At 69.2% G+C, this 16860-nt stretch carries 13 protein-coding genes and 2 pseudogenes; 11 read left to right on the forward strand and 4 right to left on the reverse strand.

The window, feature by feature from the left end:
* Positions 1-702 (reverse strand): annotated as a pseudogene (locus tag QAA18_RS02210) (hypothetical protein); the annotation flags it as partial.
* 229 nt (positions 703-931) lie between these two features.
* On the opposite strand from QAA18_RS02210, the gene QAA18_RS02215 reads away from it, so the two are divergent.
* Both QAA18_RS02215 and QAA18_RS02220 read left to right on the forward strand, forming a co-directional pair.
* Entirely contained in the window at positions 932-2032 is a 1101-nt protein-coding gene (locus tag QAA18_RS02215) for a Glu/Leu/Phe/Val dehydrogenase dimerization domain-containing protein (protein ID WP_279410682.1), read from the forward strand.
* Between the two features lie 4 nt (positions 2033-2036).
* A complete protein-coding gene (locus QAA18_RS02220; protein ID WP_279410684.1) occupies positions 2037-3194 on the forward strand; it encodes an isovaleryl-CoA dehydrogenase in 1158 nt (385 codons plus the stop codon).
* 32 nt (positions 3195-3226) lie between these two features.
* Here the strand turns inward: QAA18_RS02220 and QAA18_RS02225 are convergent, their stop codons facing one another.
* Positions 3227-6025, reverse strand: a complete 2799-nt coding sequence (locus QAA18_RS02225) for an autotransporter serine protease (protein ID WP_279410685.1) — start codon at positions 6023-6025, stop codon at positions 3227-3229.
* A 141-nt stretch (positions 6026-6166) separates the two neighbouring features.
* On the opposite strand from QAA18_RS02225, the gene QAA18_RS02230 reads away from it, so the two are divergent.
* The 6 genes and pseudogenes from QAA18_RS02230 to QAA18_RS02255 all read left to right on the forward strand — a co-directional run bounded on the left by QAA18_RS02230 (position 6167) and on the right by QAA18_RS02255 (position 10957).
* The gene (locus QAA18_RS02230) at positions 6167-7348 is read left to right on the forward strand and encodes a thiolase family protein (protein WP_279410687.1); all 1182 of its coding nucleotides are present in this window, start codon (positions 6167-6169) and stop codon (positions 7346-7348) included.
* Positions 7349-7484: 136 nt separating this feature from the next.
* Positions 7485-7844 carry a hypothetical protein gene (locus tag QAA18_RS02235; protein ID WP_279410688.1) on the forward strand — a complete coding sequence of 120 codons (360 nt, stop codon included), beginning with the start codon at positions 7485-7487 and terminating at the stop codon, positions 7842-7844.
* 115 nt (positions 7845-7959) lie between these two features.
* Positions 7960-8319, forward strand: a complete 360-nt coding sequence (locus QAA18_RS02240) for a hypothetical protein (protein WP_279410689.1) — start codon at positions 7960-7962, stop codon at positions 8317-8319.
* A gap of 69 nt (positions 8320-8388) precedes the next feature.
* Entirely contained in the window at positions 8389-10014 is a 1626-nt protein-coding gene (locus QAA18_RS02245; RefSeq protein ID WP_279410690.1) for a carboxyl transferase domain-containing protein, read from the forward strand.
* 221 nt (positions 10015-10235) lie between these two features.
* A pseudogene (locus tag QAA18_RS02250) lies at positions 10236-10547 on the forward strand (polymer-forming cytoskeletal protein); the annotation flags it as partial.
* 47 nt (positions 10548-10594) lie between these two features.
* The gene (locus tag QAA18_RS02255; RefSeq protein ID WP_279410691.1) at positions 10595-10957 is read left to right on the forward strand and encodes a hypothetical protein; all 363 of its coding nucleotides are present in this window, start codon (positions 10595-10597) and stop codon (positions 10955-10957) included.
* Here QAA18_RS02255 and QAA18_RS02260 read toward each other — a convergent pair.
* Together QAA18_RS02260 and QAA18_RS02265 are read right to left on the reverse strand one after the other, a co-directional pair.
* Positions 10899-11801: a hypothetical protein gene (locus tag QAA18_RS02260; protein ID WP_279410693.1), complete on the reverse strand. Its 903-nt coding sequence runs from the start codon at positions 11799-11801 to the stop codon at positions 10899-10901. The genes QAA18_RS02255 and QAA18_RS02260 overlap by 59 nt on opposite strands.
* A gap of 54 nt (positions 11802-11855) precedes the next feature.
* Entirely contained in the window at positions 11856-13802 is a 1947-nt protein-coding gene (locus QAA18_RS02265; RefSeq protein WP_279410694.1) for an FTR1 family protein, read from the reverse strand.
* Between the two features lie 121 nt (positions 13803-13923).
* On the opposite strand from QAA18_RS02265, the gene QAA18_RS02270 reads away from it, so the two are divergent.
* The 3 genes from QAA18_RS02270 to QAA18_RS02280 all read left to right on the forward strand — a co-directional run.
* Complete coding sequence (locus QAA18_RS02270) at positions 13924-14709, forward strand: enoyl-CoA hydratase-related protein (protein ID WP_279410697.1); 786 nt, start codon at positions 13924-13926, stop codon at positions 14707-14709.
* A gap of 89 nt (positions 14710-14798) precedes the next feature.
* Positions 14799-15218 carry a GxxExxY protein gene (locus tag QAA18_RS02275; protein ID WP_279410699.1) on the forward strand — a complete coding sequence of 140 codons (420 nt, stop codon included), beginning with the start codon at positions 14799-14801 and terminating at the stop codon, positions 15216-15218.
* A gap of 43 nt (positions 15219-15261) precedes the next feature.
* Positions 15262-16860: biotin carboxylase N-terminal domain-containing protein (locus QAA18_RS02280; RefSeq protein ID WP_279410701.1), on the forward strand; the 1599-nt coding region annotated here is incomplete at its 3' end.

Raw genomic sequence — 16860 nt, forward strand, 5'->3', positions numbered from 1 at the left:
GCCCTCGGCCGCTGCCGCGCGGCGCGTGCCGAGGTACTCGGAGAGGGCCTGGGCCTGCTCCGCATCGTAGTCGAGGCGCTTGCCGCGCAACGGCAGCGCGCGCTCGAGCGCCTGCCAGGCGGCCGCGGTTTCGTCCAGGCGGTCGAGGACGGTGAACAGGGCGTACAACAGCATCGGCAGCTGCGGGTTGTTGTCGGGGCACGCGGCCACCGCTGCCTCCAGGCGCGAGCGCAGCTCGGCGTCCTCGACCACGGCGGTCGGAGGCATTTGCGACAGCGCCAGCAACAGCGGGGTGCGCTCGGGCGTGTCGAGCCCGGCGCGGAGCTCGCGGGCGGCATCGTCGATCCGGCCCAGGTCCTCCAGGCACAGGGCCGCCAGCCACTGCACGCGCGGGCCGTCGAACCCGCCATTGCGCACCTTCCGCACCATCTGCAGCGCGTCGGCGGGGAAACCGGCCGCGGCAAGCATGTTCGCCAGGTGGAACTCGACGGCCGGATGGCCGCCGCGCTGCACCGACAGGTCGTTGGCGCAGGCATACATGGCCCGGACCTCGCCCACTTCCAGCAGCCTGCGGGCCAGGTGCATCAACAGTTCCGGGGCGGCCACCCGCGCCTTGAACGCGGCCAGGGCGGCGGCCACGGCCTCGCGCTGGCGCCCGGCCCGGCCGGCGGCCAGGGAGTGGCGCAGATGGCTCAGGGGCACGGCCCAGGGGTGATCGGGCGGAATCGGGGGCGGATTTTGCGTTGGCGTAGTCGACATCGGCCGGGAAGCATACGGGCTTTTGCCGGCGGACCCGCGTAAAATACCGCGCCTGCGGCCCGAGCCACCCCCCTGGTCGCTGCGTTAATCCCAACGATTCAAAGACTTATCACAATCAGTTGGCGACCTTCGCATCTGCGCGAACCCGGTTGCCGGCGCTGGAGCACACGCGATGATCTTCGAAACCCTCGATACCTTCGGTCACGAGCAGGTGGTTTTCTGCCACAACAAGGATGCCGGCCTGAAGGCCATCATCGCGATCCACAACACGGTGCTGGGCCCGGCCCTGGGCGGCACGCGCATGTGGCCGTACAAGAGCGAGGAAGAAGCGCTCAACGACGTGCTGCGCCTGAGCCGCGGCATGACCTACAAGAACGCGGTCGCCGGCCTGGACATCGGCGGCGGCAAGGCGGTGATCATCGGCGACCCGTCGACCGACAAGTCCGAGGCGCTGTTCCGCGCGTTCGGCCAGTTCGTGGAGTCGCTGGGCGGCCGCTACATCACCGCCGAGGACGTCGGCATCGACGTCAACGACATGGAGTACGTGTTCAAGGAGACCGAGTACGTCACCGGCGTGCACCAGGTCCACGGCGGTTCAGGCGACCCGTCGCCGTTCACCGCCTACGGCGCGCTGCAGGGCCTGATGGCCACGCTGCAGGCCAAGTTCGGCGACGAGGAAGTGGGCAAGTACAGCTACGCCGTGCAGGGCCTGGGCCATGTCGGCATGGAGTACGTGAAGCTGCTGCGCGAGCGCGGCGCCAAGATCTTCGTCACCGACATCAACAAGGGCCTGGTCGACAAGGCCGTGTCCGAGTACGGCGCCGAGGCCGTGGCCCCGGACGACATCTACGACGTCGCCGCCGACGTGTACTCGCCGTGCGCCCTCGGCGGCACCGTCAACGAGCAGACCCTGCCCCGCTTCAAGTTCAAGGTCATCTGCGGCGCGGCCAACAACCAGCTGGCCAGCAACGCGATCGGCGACGAAGTGGTCAAGCGCGGCATCCTGTACGCGCCGGACTACGCGGTCAACGCGGGCGGCGTGATGAACGTGGCGCTGGAGATCACCGGCTACAACCGCGAGCGCGCCATGCGCATGATGCGCACGATCTACCACAACCTCACCCGCATCTACGAGATCGCCGAGCGCGACGGCATCCCGACCTACATGGCGGCCGACCGCATGGCCGAGGAGCGCATCGCGGTGATGGGCAAGCTGAAGCTGCCGCTGGGACGCGCCAAGCCGCGCTTCCAGGGCCGCATCCGGGGCCACTAAGGGCGTGCGGTCCTTCCCGCTCGGCGAAGACATCGACGCACTGCGCGAGGCGGTCCACCGCTTCGCGCAGGCGGAAATCGCGCCGCGCGCGGCCGCGATCGACCACGACAACGCGTTCCCGCAGGACCTGTGGCCGAAGCTGGGCGAGATGGGCCTGCTTGGCCTCACCGTGCCCGGCGAGTACGGCGGCAGCGACATGGGGTACCTGGCCCACCTGGTGGCGATGGAGGAAATCTCCCGCGCCTCGGGTTCGGTCGGCCTGAGCTACGGCGCGCACTCCAACCTGTGCGTCAACAACCTTTACGCCAACGGCAACGAGGCGCAGCGCGCCAAATACCTGCCGAAGCTGTGCAGCGGCGAGTGGAAGGGCGCGCTGGCGATGAGCGAGCCGGGCGCCGGTTCGGACGTGGTCGGGTCGATGTCGTGCCGGGCCGAGTTGCGCGACGGGCAGTGGATCGCCAACGGCAACAAGATGTGGATCACCAACGGCCCGGAGGCCGACGTCCTGGTGGTCTACATGCGCACCGCGGGCAAGGATGCAGGCAGCAAGTGCATGACCGCCTTCATCGTCGAAAAGGGCATGAAGGGGTTCAGCACGGCGCAGAAGCTCGACAAGTTGGGCATGCGCGGCTCCAACACCTGCGAGCTGGTGTTCGAGGACTGCGCGATCCCGCAGGAGAACGTACTGGGCGAGGTGAACCAGGGCGTGCGCGTGCTGATGTCCGGCCTCAACACCGAGCGGCTGGTGCTCAGCGGCGGCCCGATCGGGCTGATGCAGGCGGCGCTCGATACCGCCCTGCCCTACGTGCGCGAGCGCAAGCAGTTCGACCAGCCGATCGGCTGCTTCGAGCTGATGCAGGCCAAGATCGCCGACATGTACACGGCGCTGCAGTCCAGCCGTGCGTTCGCCTACCAGGTGGCGCGCGACTACGACGCGGGCCACAAGTCGCGCGTTGACGCGGCGTCGTGCTTGCTGCACGCGAGCGAGTCGGCGGTGCAGGCGGCGCTGGAAGGCATCCAGGCGCTGGGTGGCAACGGCTACATCAACGAGTTCGACACCGGCCGCATCCTGCGCGACGCCAAGCTCTACGCCATCGGCGCTGGCACCAACGAAATCCGCCGCATGCTCATCGGCCGCGAGCTCTTCGACGGCAAGAGCTGAGAAGCCAGACGCGGGACGCGGATTTACGCGGATCAAAATGAAACGGCCCAGGCCGCGTTTAGGCCGAGGTCGGTCGTTGAGCGGGTGCGGCGGGCGTCGAGGTCGAGGGTCAGGCGGGAGGTGGGCCAGTTGGTGCCCAGGCCGATGCCGAGGACGGTGGTTTCGGGGCCGAGGATGTCGAGCGCCAGCGGGGTGCGGGCGTCCAGCGCGGTGAAGGTGGCTTCGATGGCGCCGTGTTGCGACAGCGTCTTCTGCCATTCGGCGCGGCCTTGCAGCGACACTCGGGCGGCACCGACGTTCCAGGCCTTGCGATAGCGCAGGCCGGTGATGGCCTGGGTGACGTCCAGGCGCGAGGCGTTCGCGTCCAGTCCGAATCCGGCCGCGCCGTCCTCGTGGAAGGCACCGCGCTGCAGTTGCAGCGACTGCGCGCCGGCGTAAGGCGTGAGCGTGCCGCCCAAGGCTTCGAAGTGGTGGCCGGCCTGCACGCCCAGCGACACGTACTCGTCGGCATAGCGCGCGGCGACGCCGTGGCGGGTGTCGCCGAGCAGCACTTCGCGCTGCAGGTCGCGCTGGATGCGGCCGAACGCGGCGCGGCCCAGCAGGTAGCCGCTGGCCGCGCTGCCGCGGAAGCCGTAGACCTGGCCTTCGACCTGCACGTCCCGGCTGCGGTCCTGGCGCTGGCGGTTCCACATGGTGCCTTCGCTGCGCGAGAACGCCGTGCCCCAGGTCGCGCTGCCGGCATCGAACTCCTGGCCGAGCATCCAGCCCCGCATGTCGGCGTCCATGCTGCCGCCGATGGCGCCGCGGCTGTCGAGGTTCGCGCTCCAGGTGCTGGAAGTGCGCGGCATGTCGATGCGCGCTTCCAGCTCATGCCGGCTGTCGTCGGTGGCCAGCAACGCCAGCGCCGCATCGGCGGCATGCAGTTCGCCTGACAGGCTGGAAAGCGAGCGCTCCGCGGCCCCGGCACCTCGCGTGCGCTGCAGCGCGCCGGCGGCTTGCAGGAATTCGGCCGGCGCGCTTGCCTGCGCGCCGCTGTCGAGCGCCCGGAATGCCTGCTCGACGCGCGCGGCGCCGGACAGCGAGGACGCCGTCAGGCCCATCGACCGGGCCGCAAGGTTCATGTCGAGCCGCGTGATGTCGAGGAAGACGTCGTTCGCTTCGTAGTCCAGGGTCGCATCCAGGAAAGAGCCGGTGCTGGTCAGCGTGGAGAATGCTCCGGACACGCCGTCATCGGCGTGGAGGATGCCTTCGCGCGACGTGTAGACATAGCCGGATGCCACGTCGAAGATGTTGAGCGTCCCCGCCAGCGTGGCGCTGCCGCCCACCTGGAATGGCTGCCCGATGACCGCATTGAGCGTGCCGCTGGCCTCCTGCACGTAGTTGCCGCCAACGCGCAGTGCATCGAAGCCGATTTCGTAGACCGCCGAGGTCGAGTACAGGGAGCCGGCGTTGTGGACGTCCCCGGAGACGAGGCCGTGCCCGGCGAGTGCACCATCCGGGCCGACCAGGAAATCGGATCCGGTCATCCCCTCGACGAGGAGAATGCGTCCGGCTTCAATACGGGTATCGCCGGTGTAGACGGAATTCCTGTCCAGTACCAGCGTGCCGTTGCCGCGCTTCACCAGGCCGCCTGCACCGGAGATCGTATTCGACCAGGTAGATACGCCCTCGAACGAAACGGTTACGTCGCCCCAGTCGAACCGGGCAGGCCCGCGCACCGCCTCGGCGACGTCGAGCAGGCCGTGGCCGAAGATCGCATCGACGCCAGGCGCGCCGAGGTCGTCGGCGGTACCCAGCAGCGTCTGCCGCACCAGGTCGTTGTCGAAGTACGGGAAGACCGACCACACCACCGCGGCCGCGCCCGATACGAGCGGTGCCGCATATGAGGTGCCGCTGCCGACCCAGTAACTCGGCTTGCCCGCGGTGTCGTTCGGACCCGTGAACACCACGTCGCCCGGTGCGACCAGGCAGTAGTTCATCGCCACGCCGCAGGCCTGCGAATAATCGGTCAGCTGTGTGGGCCGCAGCGGATCCAGCGCGCCGACCGTGAGCCAGCCGACCTCCAGGTCGGTGGCCAGGCCATCCTTGCTCGGCAGCGCGGCGTTGTCGGAAGGATTGGGTCGCAGCGCTGCGTTCTCACCGGCATTGCCGTTGGCGAACACGACCAGCCCGCCGCGGTCGATGACGAATTCGCGGTATGCCTCGGCGATCTCGACGGTCACCGCCGGATCGTTCCAGTACAGCCCGCCCCAGGAGTTGTTGATGATCGTCGCGCCGGCATCAGCGAGCTCGGCGTTGACGGCAGCGAAGAATTCGCCGATGCCTTCGCCGGCGTGGACCTCATTGCCCTGGCCGGAGCCATCGTCGGTGGGTGGCGTGTCGTTGATGATCCGCGACGACACCACCTTGGCCCAGGGCGCGACCCCGCCCGGCCATTGCCCGAACGGCTTGCCCGCGGCGAGCTGGGCGACGGTGGTGCCGTGGCCGACCTTGTCGTCCACCGACAGGTCGTTCCCGTTCGCGTCGATGTGGACGAAGTTCTGCAGCACGCGTCCGGCGAGCGTGGGATGGTTGCGGTTGATGCCGGTATCGAGGAAGCCGATCGTTACCCCGGCCCCGGGCATGTCCAGGCCCAGATTGGCGGCATCGATCAGCGTCAGGTGGTCGTTGATCCCCGGCTGGGACGAGCTGCCCCCGCCCCCACCGCCGCCGGCCGGTGGCGGATCCGGGGACTCGGAACGGACATTGCCGCCCCCGCCGCAGGCCGCCAGCGCCAGTGCCACGGCCAGCGGCAGCGCCGATCGGGCCAACCTGATGCCTTCCCTGTCCATGCTGTCTCCTTGTCGGTCGCCTTCATTATGTATGCCGGCGGGATGGCGACCGCAAGCTTGCGGCACTGCAACATCGGACCCCGTTTCGGGCCATAATCGGGGCTTGCGCCCCCACGATCGCACCCGCAACGGAGACTCCCAATGTCCGCTTCTGACGTCGTCATCGTTGGTGCCAAGCGCACCGCCATCGGTTCCTTCCTCGGCCAGTTCACCGGCGTGCCTACCCCGCAGCTGGGCAGCACCGCGATCTCCGGCGCGCTCGCCCACGCCGGCCTCGCGCCCGACCAGGTCGACGAGGTGATCATGGGTTGCGTGCTGCCGGCCGGACTCGGCCAGGCACCCGCCCGCCAGGCGTCGCTGGGCGCGGAGATTCCGCCGTCGGCCGGCTGCACCACGATCAACAAGGTCTGCGGCTCGGGCATGAAGGCGGTGATGTTCGCCCACGACCTGATCAAGGCCGGTTCGGCGAACGTGATCGTCGCCGGCGGCATGGAGTCGATGACCAACGCCCCGCACCTGCTCAACGGTTCGCGCACCGGCATCCGCTACGGCAACGCCGAGTTCCTCGACCACATGGCGTGGGACGGCCTGACCAACCCCTACGACGGCAAAGCGATGGGCGTGTTCGGCGACATGGCCTGCGCCAAGTACGGTTACGACCGCGCCGCGCTCGACGCCTACTCGGCCGAAAGCGTCACCCGTGCGCAGCAGGCCCAGGCATCGGGCGCCTTCGACGCCGAGATCGTTCCGGTCACGGTCAAGACCCGCAAGGGCGAGGTCGTGGTCGACAAGGACGAGGAACCGGGCAAGGTCGACGTGGCGAAGATCCCCGGCCTGCGCGCGGCCTTCGGCAAGGAAGGCGTGCTGACCGCCGCTTCCTCTTCCAAGATTTCCGACGGCGCGGCCGCCACCGTGCTGATGTCGGCCGACGAGGCCGCCCGCCGCGGGCTCAAGCCGCTGGCGCGCATCGTCGCCCACGCCACCCATTCCCAGGAGCCGGAGTGGTTCACCACCGCCCCGGTGTCGGCCCTGCGCAACGTGCTCGAGAAGGCCGGCTGGTCGGTTGGCGACGTCGACCTGTTCGAAGTCAACGAGGCGTTTTCCTGCGTGGCGATGGCGCCCATGACCGACCTGGGCATTCCGCACGACCGGCTCAACGTCAACGGCGGCGCGGTCGCCCTGGGCCACCCGATCGGCGCCAGCGGCGCCCGCCTCCTGGTCACCCTGGTCCATGCCCTGCAGGCACGCGGCGGCAAGCGCGGGGTGGCCAGCCTGTGCATCGGCGGCGGCGAGGCAACCGCGGTCGCCGTGGAGATGGCGTGATCCTCCAGGGCGGATTCGTTAAAAACGTTTAACCAAAAAAAGACAAACCGCCGCTTGACAGCCAACAAGGGCTTGTCATCATGTTATGCGGCGCGCAACTGCGCGTTGCCCAACTAACGACGAGGAAGAACTGATCATGACCATCAACAAGGCGCTGCTTGCCATTGCCATGGGCCTGGCCCTGGCTGCCTGCTCCAACCAGCAGCAGGCCGAGGACTCGGCTGCCGAAGCCGCCGCTGCCGCTACCGAAGCCCAGCAGGCTGCCGACGCTGCCGCGATGACCGGCGACATGGCCGCCACCGACGCCGCCCAGGCTTCGGCTGACGCCGCCGCTGCCGCTGCCGATGCTGCCGGCACCTCCGCCGACGCCGCTGCCGCCGCTGGCACCATGGGCGAAGCCGACGACGCCGCCGACGCGGCCGAGAACGCCGCCGACGCCGCCGAGCAGGCGCAGGACGCGGCCGAGGAAGCGGCTGCGGCCACCGACGGCAACTAAGCCGCGGTTGCTGTACCGATAGAGCAAGAGCAAAAGAAGGAGCCGCCGGTCCAAAGCCGGCGGCTCTTTTGAGTTTCGACCAGTACGTTTTCCCGATCCCACTACCGGAGTCATCATGAAGACCAAGCTTTTCGTGCTCGCCGCCGCGGCCGTCCTGGCCCTGTCGGCCTGCAAGAACGAGACCGCCGAAGCCCAGCAGCAGGCTGCTGAAGCCGCCGCTGCCGCCGACCAGGCCGGTGAGGCCACCATCGACGCCGCCCAGCAGGGCGCCGAAGCCGCCGCTGCCGCGACCGGCGAAGCCATGGGCGAAGTCGCCGCCAACGTCGACCAGGCTGCCGACGCCACCGCCGAAGCCGCCAACGACGCTGCCGCTGCCGCCGCCAATGCCACCGCCGACGCCGCCCAGGCGACCGCCGACGCTGCGCAGGAAATGGCCGACAAGGCCGACGCTGCCGCGGACGACGCGCAGAACTGATCCGCGCCCAGGCGTGATCCGGAAAGGCCCGCCTCGGCGGGCCTTTTTTGTTGGCCCTACAATCGGCGGATGCCTGCCATCCAATCCCAGCTCGATCCGCGTTCGGCGGAATTCCGCGATAACGTCGCCTTCCACCGCGCCCTGGTCGAGGAGCTCGACCGCCGCCTCGCCCACGCTGCCGGTGGCGGCGGGCAGAAGGCCCGCGACAAGCATGTCGAGCGCGGCAAGCTGCTGGTGCGCGAGCGCATCGTCGCCCTGCTCGACCCCGCGTCGCCGTTCCTGGAGATCGCGCCGCTGGCCGCCGAGGGCATGTACGACGATGCCGCACCGGCCGCCGGCATGGTTTGCGGCATCGGGCGGGTGATGGGACAGGAAGTCGTGGTCGTGGCCAACGACGCCACGGTCAAGGGCGGCACCTACTTCCCGATGACGGTAAAGAAGCACTTGCGCGCGCAGGAGATCGCGCGCGAGAACCGCCTGCCCTGCATCTACCTGGTCGATTCGGGCGGCGCGTTCCTGCCGCTGCAGGACGAGGTGTTCCCGGACAAGGAGCACTTCGGCCGCATCTTCTACAACCAGGCGCGGATGAGCGCGGAGAACATCCCGCAGATCGCGGTGGTGATGGGTTCGTGCACTGCCGGCGGCGCGTACGTGCCGGCGATGAGCGACGAGAGCATCATCGTCAAGGAGCAAGGCACGATCTTCCTCGGCGGCCCGCCGCTGGTGAAGGCAGCGACCGGCGAAGTCGTCGACGCCGAAACGCTGGGCGGCGCCGACGTGCACACCTCGATCTCGGGCGTCGCCGATCACTTCGCCGAGGACGACCGCCACGCGCTGCAGATCGCGCGCGATATCGTCGGCGGCTTCAACCGGCGCAAGACCTTGCCGCTTGCCACGCGCGAAGTGCGCGAGCCGCTGTATCCGGCCGAGGAGCTGTACGGCATCGTACCGAAGGATCCGCGCCGCCCGTTCGACATCCGCGAGGTGATCGCGCGCATCGTCGACGGCAGCGAACTGCAGGAGTTCAAGGCGCGCTACGGCAAGACCCTGGTCACCGGCTTCGCCCATATCCACGGGTACCCGGTCGGCATCATTGCCAACAACGGCATCCTGTTCTCCGAAAGCGCGCTCAAGGGCACGCACTTCATCGAGCTGTGCAACCAGCGCGGCATCCCGCTGGTGTTCCTGCAGAACATCACCGGCTTCATGGTCGGCAAGAAGTACGAACATTCGGGCATCGCGCGCGACGGCGCGAAGATGGTCACCGCGGTCGCGTGCTCGCACGTGCCCAAGTTCACCGTGGTCATCGGCGGCAGCTTCGGTGCCGGCAACTACGCGATGAACGGGCGCGCCTACGGCGGCCGCTTCCTGTGGATGTGGCCGAACGCGCGCATCAGCGTGATGGGCGGCGAGCAGGCCGCCAGCGTGCTGGCCACGGTCAGGCGCGACGGCATCGAGGCGCGCGGCGGACCATGGAGCGCGGAGGAAGAGGAAGCGTTCAAGGCGCCGGTGCGCGAGCAGTACGAAACCCAGGGCAGCCCGTGGTACGCGACCGCGCGCTTGTGGGACGACGGCATCATCGATCCGGCCGACACGCGCCGCGTGCTCGGCCTCGGGATTTCGGCGTCCCTGAACGCGCCGATCGAGAGCGGCCCGGGCCGCGACGGCACCCGGTTCGGCGTGTTCCGAATGTAGGTTGCGTCACAGTACGGTGCGCGGGGAGCCGTGCTAGGCTCATTCGCCCGGACCACCAACCCCGCTAGAGGGCAAGACAGATGGCGATCTTCGACCAGAAAACCGCGGCCAAGAAGGACACGGCTCCGTTCAATTCCGACCTGCCGCCGTTCCAGGCGCCGCCGGCCGCCGGCACCGACCCGGGCAGCCAGGCCAGCGCGCCGCGCGCGCAGGGCATCCCCGCCAAGGAATCGCTGATCGCCGGCGACCTCACCATCGAAGGCAAGATCGAAGGCGCGGGCAACGTCCGCATCGCCGGCAAGTTCAAGGGCGACGTCAACGTCCAGGGCGACCTGACCATCGAGGCCGGCGCCAAGCTCACCGGTGGCGTGCGCGCCAAGCGCGTGGTCATCGCCGGCGAGCTGGAAGGCAACATCGAGGGCGCCGCGATGGTCGAGCTGCAGCAGGGCGGCGTGCTGGTCGGCGACGTCAAGGCCGGTTCGCTCACCGTCGCCTCCGGCGCGCGCATGCGCGGCCAGGCCGACTTCGGCTGGGACGACAAGGACAACAAGGGCAACAAGGCGGGCAGCTACACCGCGTCATGAGCACCCTGCGCCCGGGAACGGCGGGCGCAACCCGCGCCTGCCCGCACTGCAAGGCGACCATCCTCGAAAGCGCCAGCGTCTGCCCCGCGTGCCGGGGCCACCTGCGTTACGACGAGGCGTCGATCCAGCGCGAGAAGACCAAGGTCGTGCCCCTGCAGATCGAGGGCACGCTGTCGCCACCCAGCGGCGACAACGTGTTCGAGTACTCGATGGTGCTGTCCATCCGCGACGAACGCGGCAAGGAAGTGAACCGCCAGGTCATCGGCGTCGGTGCGTTGCACCCGGACGACGTGCGCAGCTTCACCCTGCAGGTGGAGATGACGGAAGCTGGCGCCGCAAAGTCCCGCCGCAGGCACTGACTGCCGCCCTCGCCTCCTCCAGCGCCGGCACCAATGCCGGCGCCAGATGCGCCCCGGCAAACGCCCAAATGCCCTCGGGACCGCCTTCCAGCAACCCGCGCATCACCACCGCGACGTCTCCGGGCCCGGATTCGATCCAGAGTGCCATCGGCAATGCGCCCCACTTCGCGTCGAACCGTCCCATTGAGAGGTCCGCGGTCAGCGCTTCGGCCTGCGCGGGCGACGCGCACGCCAGCGCCGCCAGGCGCGCGACGAAGCGCGGCTCGAGTTCGCGTAGCGTGGCCTCGGCGACCGGCGACCGATTCCCGTCGACCGAGCGCCATCGCGACGAAAGCGAGTAGTAGTTGCCCATGCCCTCGGTGAGGATTTCCGCGAGCGCACGGTCGATCGGGCGATCCAGCGGGATCGGATGCCGGGCGAACCAGGCCTTCTGCAACAGATGGGTGTACTCGTGCCGGAAAAAGCGATCCATGCGTTCGGCACGCTGCGCCTCGTTCGAAGATCCGCCGTAAAGCGCCTGCAGGCGCCCGACGTCGAAGCCGATCGTATTGGGATCGATCACGAAGGCGTCCTCGCCGCCGCGACTCGCCAGCACGATCCGTGCCGGCGGCGCCTCCAGCGGCGGATACATCGCGGCGAGATGCTCGGCCTCGACACGCCAGCGGTCAGCCCGCGACCGGATCGTTTCCACCCACTGGCGCTCGAGTGCCGTATAGGCCTGGGGCTCGACCACGACCTGCAGCCGTACCGACGACGCGGGGGCCACGGCCACGGCGACGTACGCGCAACCGGTCAGCACCAGCGCCAGCACCAGCCGCACCATCACAAATCCGACCTTGTTCATCCATCCCGCCCCATCAGCAACATGAGGGTGTGATGCCGGCGCCCGTGCGCTGGTTTAACCCGCCATTGCCCGCGCCTGGCGGCCGCTCCACCAGAAGCCGGCCACCAGCACCACCAGCACCGCGGCCTGCACCAGCAGGCCCTGCAGCGTCGGATGCACGCCGAGCAGCTCGATCCGCGGGAACGCGACCAGGCTTGCCGGCACCCAGCCGGCTTCCTGCAGCGCGGCTACGCCCTTGCCTGCGAGCACCACCGCCAGGATCGCGATCAGCACTGCACTGATGGCAAAGAACTGGCCGAACGGCAGCTTGCGGCTGAAGCCCAGCATCGCCCAGCCGATCGCCACCAGGGCGACGATCGCGGTCGCCGCGCCGGCCAGCACGGCCGGATGGTTGCCCTGGCTCCACAGCGCTGCGTAGAACAGCACCGTCTCGAACGCCTCGCGATACACGATCAGGAACGACAGGCCGAACAGGAACCACGTCGAGCCGCGCGACAGCGCGCGGGACATGGTGTCGCGGATGTAGCGCTGCCAGGCGTCGGCCTGGCTCTTGCCGTGCATCCAGATGCCCACCGACACCAGCACGACGGCGGCGAGCAACGCCGCGAAGCCTTCGGTGAGTTCGCGGCTCGCGCCGCTGATCTCGATCAGGCGCGTGGCCGCGAACCAGGTGACGGCGCCAGCGAGCAGCGCGCCGATCCAGCCGGCATGCACGTACCGCATCGCGTCGGTGCGTTCGGCCTTGCGCAGGAACGCGACCATCGCGATCACCAGCAGCAGCGCCTCCAGTCCTTCGCGCAACAGGATCGTCAATGCGCCGACGAATGCGGTCGTGGCGCCGGCCTTGTCGTCGCCGCTGTTGTCGAGCGTGGCTTCGGCGCGGGCGAACAGCCTTTCGACCGACGACACCCGGGCCTGCACGTCTTCGGTGCCGGCGCCGCTGCCGGCTGCCGCGCGCAGCGCGATCATCGCTTCCTCGACCTCGACCAGCAGCTTGCGGTCGCGCGTCGCCAGCAACGGCTCGATCGGTTCGAAGCCGTCGAGGTAGGACGACAGGAACCTGTCGCGCGCCAGGCGCGCGTCACCGGCGGCGTAGGCGGCCATGCCTTCGGCCAGGCGCGTGCGCGCCAGGGCCATGGCCTGGCCGCTGCCGACCGCCTCGGCCGCGTTGGCGACGACCACGTCCGGATGCCGCCGCAGGTACGCGGTCACGGCATCGGCATCGGCCTGGGCGAGCCCGGCGAATCCGGCCGGCAGCGCGGCGACCAGTGCCGCAAGGTTCGGTACCTGGGCACGCAGGTCGGCGCGTTCGCGCCACAACGCTTCGCCGCGCGCGGCTGCGTCCTGCGGGAAGGCGATCTGGCCGACGTGGAAGGCCAGCGCCCACTGCTCGGCCTCCGGCAGCTGCGCGTAGCTCACCATCGAGGTGCCGGCCAGGCCGTGCTCGATCACCTGCTGCAGCGCGAACACGCTGCGCGCGCGGGCACGCGCGGCATCGGTGAAGTCGATCGGCGGCGGATCCAGTGCCGAGGCGGCGGCGCCGTCGCCGGCGCCGGTGGCGCCATGGCAGGTCGAGCAGTACTGCTGGTACAGCGGCTCGCCCGCGGCCAGGTCGGGCACCTGCGCAGGCGCCTGCGGCACCGGGTAAGCCTGCAGCAGGCCCTCGGCCAGCGCGCGCGCCAAGCGCTCGACCTCGACCGGATCGGCCTTGGCCTCGACCGCCGCCTGCAACGCCGCAGCCTGTTCCAGCAAGCCAGGGCGCGCCTCGTGTTCGGGCAGCTGCGCCAGGCGCTCGGCCACCGTGCCGGAGAACTCGCGCATCTCGGCATATTCGAAATCGCTGATGACCTGCCCGTCCTCCACCGCGCCGGCGTAATCGACCGCGATGTAGTCCAGCAATTGCCAGGTCAGTTGCACCTGCGGATTGGCCCGGGCGACGGAGGCGGCGGCCAGCAGCGCCACGGCGAGGACCGGGAGCAGGAGCCAACGGAATGGGTGCATGGACGGACCTGGGCAGGGCTGGCGAAAGGTTCCTGATGATACGGCAAACGAGAATGGCTCGCATTCGCCTTGCGTCCCGGCCGGTATCATCCGCATTACCCATGGAATCCCGGATCGACGCATGAAGGCCCCTTTCCAGCTCCGCCGCGAAGGGCCCGTGGCCCATCTCCGCCTCGACCGGCCGGAGCTCCACAACGCCTTCGACGCCGCCTTGGTCGCCGGCCTCACGGATGCCCTGGCCCGCCTCGGCACCGACCCCGGCGTGCGCGTGGTCGTGCTCGAAGGCGAAGGCGCGAGCTTCTCGGCCGGCGCCGACCTCAACTGGATGCGCGGCATGGCCGCCGCGGGGGAGATCGAGAACCGCGACGACGCCCTCGCCCTCGCCCGCCTGCTGCGCACCCTGGACGAACTGCCGCGCCCGACCATCGCCCGCGTCCACGGCGCAGCCTTCGGCGGCGGCGTCGGCCTGGTCGCCGCCTGCGACATCGCCATCGGCGTGCCCGAGGCGAAGTTCGGGCTCACCGAAAGCAAGCTCGGCCTCCTGCCCGCCGTGATCTCGCCCTACGTCGTCGCCGCCATCGGCCCGCGCCAGGCCCGCCGCTGGTTCGCCAGTGCCGAGATCTTCGACGCGCAGGAAGCCATGCGCATCGGCCTGCTGCACCAGGTGGTGAACGCCACCGCGCTGGACACCGCCGTGCAACGCCAGGTCGACCTCCTGCTCAAGGCCGGCCCCATCGCCGCCGCGAGCGCCAAGGCGCTGGTGCGCAACGTCCAGGCCGCCTCCGGCCCCGTTGCCATCGACGCCGCCAACGCCGCCCTCATCGCCCGCCTCCGCGTCTCCCCCGAAGGCCAGGAAGGCATCGCCGCTTTCCTGGAAAAACGCAAACCCAGGTGGGTATCCGACTAGGAGCACTAAACGCAGGACGCGGATAACACGGATTTGGAGAGCGGATCAACGCGGATCAAGCGAGAATCTAATGGCTCAAGGAGGAGCGGATGCTGGATACGAAAGCGAAAGGTCGCGGACTGGAATTGATGTACGGGGACCTGACGGAGGTGGTGATCGGCGCGTTCTTCGCTGTCTACAACGATCTCGGGCCCGGCTTCCTGGAAAGCGTTTACGAAAATGCACTGATGATTGCGCTTGGCAGTGCCGGCGTCCCGGCGCAAGCGCAAGTCCCATTGACAGTCCACTATCGAGGCCATGTCGTCGGGCAGTTCCGCGCCGACCTTCTTGTCGCGGGAACGCTCATAATCGAGATCAAGGCCGCGTCCCAAATCGTTAGAGCCCATGAGGTACAACTAGTCAACTACCTGCGCGCCACCGGCATTCGCCTTGGACTGCTGCTGAACTTCGGCCCTCGCGCCGAATTCCGGCGCCGCGTTTGCACTACTCCCAAGCTTGATCCGCGTTGATCCGCTTTTTAATCCGCGTTATCCGCGTCAAAGAGAACTCCAGATGTTCGAAAAAGTACTGATTGCCAATCGCGGGGAGATCGCTTGCCGGGTGATCCGGAGTTGCCGGCGGATGGGGATATCGACGGTGGCGGTGTTCTCTTCGGCGGATGCCGATGCGCAGCATGTGCGGCTTGCGGACGAGGGGTACGCCATCGGCGGGCCGACGCCGCAGGAGTCGGACCTGCGGGGAGACGCGATCATCGAGGTGGCCCTGCGCGCGGGCGCGCAGGCGATCCATCCGGGGTACGGGTTCCTGTCGGAAAACGCGGACTTCGCCGACGCGGTCGCGGCGGCGGGGCTGGTGTTCATCGGGCCGTCGGCGGCGTCGATGCGGCGCATGGGCAGCAAGGCCGGGGCCAAGGACCTCATGGCGGCGGCCGGGGTGCCGGTGGTGCCGGGGTATACGGGCGAGGATCAGTCGGCGGACGTGCTTGCGCGCGAGGCGGCACGTATCGGGTTCCCGCTGATGATCAAGGCCGCGCACGGCGGTGGCGGCAAGGGCATGCGCATCGTGCGCTCGGCCGATGAGTTCCTGCCGAACCTGGAGAGCTGCCAGCGCGAGGCGGCCGGTGCGTTCGGGCGCGACCGGGTGTTGCTGGAGCGTTACGTGGAATCGCCGCGGCACATCGAGATCCAGGTGTTCGGCGATGCGCACGGCCATGCGATCCATCTCAACGAACGCGAGTGCTCGGCCCAGCGGCGGTACCAGAAGGTGCTGGAGGAGTCGCCCTCGCCCTTCCTGACGCCCGGGCTGCGCGCGGCGATGGGCGAAGCGGCGGTCAAGGCGGCGCGCGCGATCGACTATGCCAACGCGGGCACGGTGGAGTTCATCGTGGCGCCGTCGGGCGAATTCTTCTTCATGGAGATCAACACGCGGCTGCAGGTGGAGCATCCGGTGACGGAGATGACCACCGGCCTGGACCTGGTGGAGTGGCAGCTGCGCGTTGCCGCGGGCGAGCCGCTGCCGCTGGCGCAGGACGAGGTGCCGCGCGCGGGCCACGCGATCGAGGTGCGGTTGTACGCGGAAGACCCGGAAGCCGGCTTCCTGCCGGGCTCGGGCAAGCTGCAGCGGTTGCGCCTGCCGGCGCCTTCGGCGCACGTGCGCATCGATTCGGGCGTGGTCGAGGGCGACGTGGTCACGATCTTCTACGATCCGATGATTGCCAAGCTCATCGTGCACGACACCGACCGCGCGCGTGCGCTGGCGCGCCTGCGCGAGGCGCTGGCACAGTGCGACGTGGCCGGGCCCAAGTCGAACATCGCCTTCCTCGAGGCGCTGGTGCGCCACCCGGCGATCGTCGACGCGAGCATCGACACCGGCTACCTGGACCGCCACCTCGACGAATTCGTGGCCCCGGCCGACGCGCCGGTGGAACCCTTGCTGCTGCTGGCGGCCGCGACTGCGCAGTTGCTGCTGCAGGAGCACGGGCAGGCGCAGGCGGCAGCGACGTCGAGCGATCCGGGCTCGCCGTGGGCGCTGGCCGACGGCTGGCGCCTGGGCCATGCGGGCAAGCGCCAGCTGGCATTCCTGTACCGCGGCCAGCGCCTCCACGCCGAGGCCCTGGGCAGCGGTGGCGACTACACGGTCGCCGTGGCCGGG

The organism is Luteimonas sp. 8-5, assembly GCF_029763755.1.
Taxonomy (GTDB): domain Bacteria; phylum Pseudomonadota; class Gammaproteobacteria; order Xanthomonadales; family Xanthomonadaceae; genus Cognatiluteimonas.

What these genes read in the sequence shown, in the direction of transcription:
- QAA18_RS02215 (WP_279410682.1), top strand. Translation starts at nt 932, where the DNA reads ATGATCTTCGAAACCCTCGATACCTTCGGTCACGAGCAGGTGGTTTTC.
- QAA18_RS02225 (WP_279410685.1), bottom strand. Translation starts at nt 6,025, where the DNA reads ATGGACAGGGAAGGCATCAGGTTGGCCCGATCGGCGCTGCCGCTGGCC.
- QAA18_RS02230 (WP_279410687.1), top strand. Translation starts at nt 6,167, where the DNA reads ATGTCCGCTTCTGACGTCGTCATCGTTGGTGCCAAGCGCACCGCCATC.
- QAA18_RS02235 (WP_279410688.1), top strand. Translation starts at nt 7,485, where the DNA reads ATGACCATCAACAAGGCGCTGCTTGCCATTGCCATGGGCCTGGCCCTG.
- QAA18_RS02240 (WP_279410689.1), top strand. Translation starts at nt 7,960, where the DNA reads ATGAAGACCAAGCTTTTCGTGCTCGCCGCCGCGGCCGTCCTGGCCCTG.
- QAA18_RS02245 (WP_279410690.1), top strand. Translation starts at nt 8,389, where the DNA reads ATGCCTGCCATCCAATCCCAGCTCGATCCGCGTTCGGCGGAATTCCGC.
- QAA18_RS02255 (WP_279410691.1), top strand. Translation starts at nt 10,595, where the DNA reads ATGAGCACCCTGCGCCCGGGAACGGCGGGCGCAACCCGCGCCTGCCCG.
- QAA18_RS02260 (WP_279410693.1), bottom strand. Translation starts at nt 11,801, where the DNA reads ATGAACAAGGTCGGATTTGTGATGGTGCGGCTGGTGCTGGCGCTGGTG.
- QAA18_RS02265 (WP_279410694.1), bottom strand. Translation starts at nt 13,802, where the DNA reads ATGCACCCATTCCGTTGGCTCCTGCTCCCGGTCCTCGCCGTGGCGCTG.
- QAA18_RS02270 (WP_279410697.1), top strand. Translation starts at nt 13,924, where the DNA reads ATGAAGGCCCCTTTCCAGCTCCGCCGCGAAGGGCCCGTGGCCCATCTC.
- QAA18_RS02275 (WP_279410699.1), top strand. Translation starts at nt 14,799, where the DNA reads ATGCTGGATACGAAAGCGAAAGGTCGCGGACTGGAATTGATGTACGGG.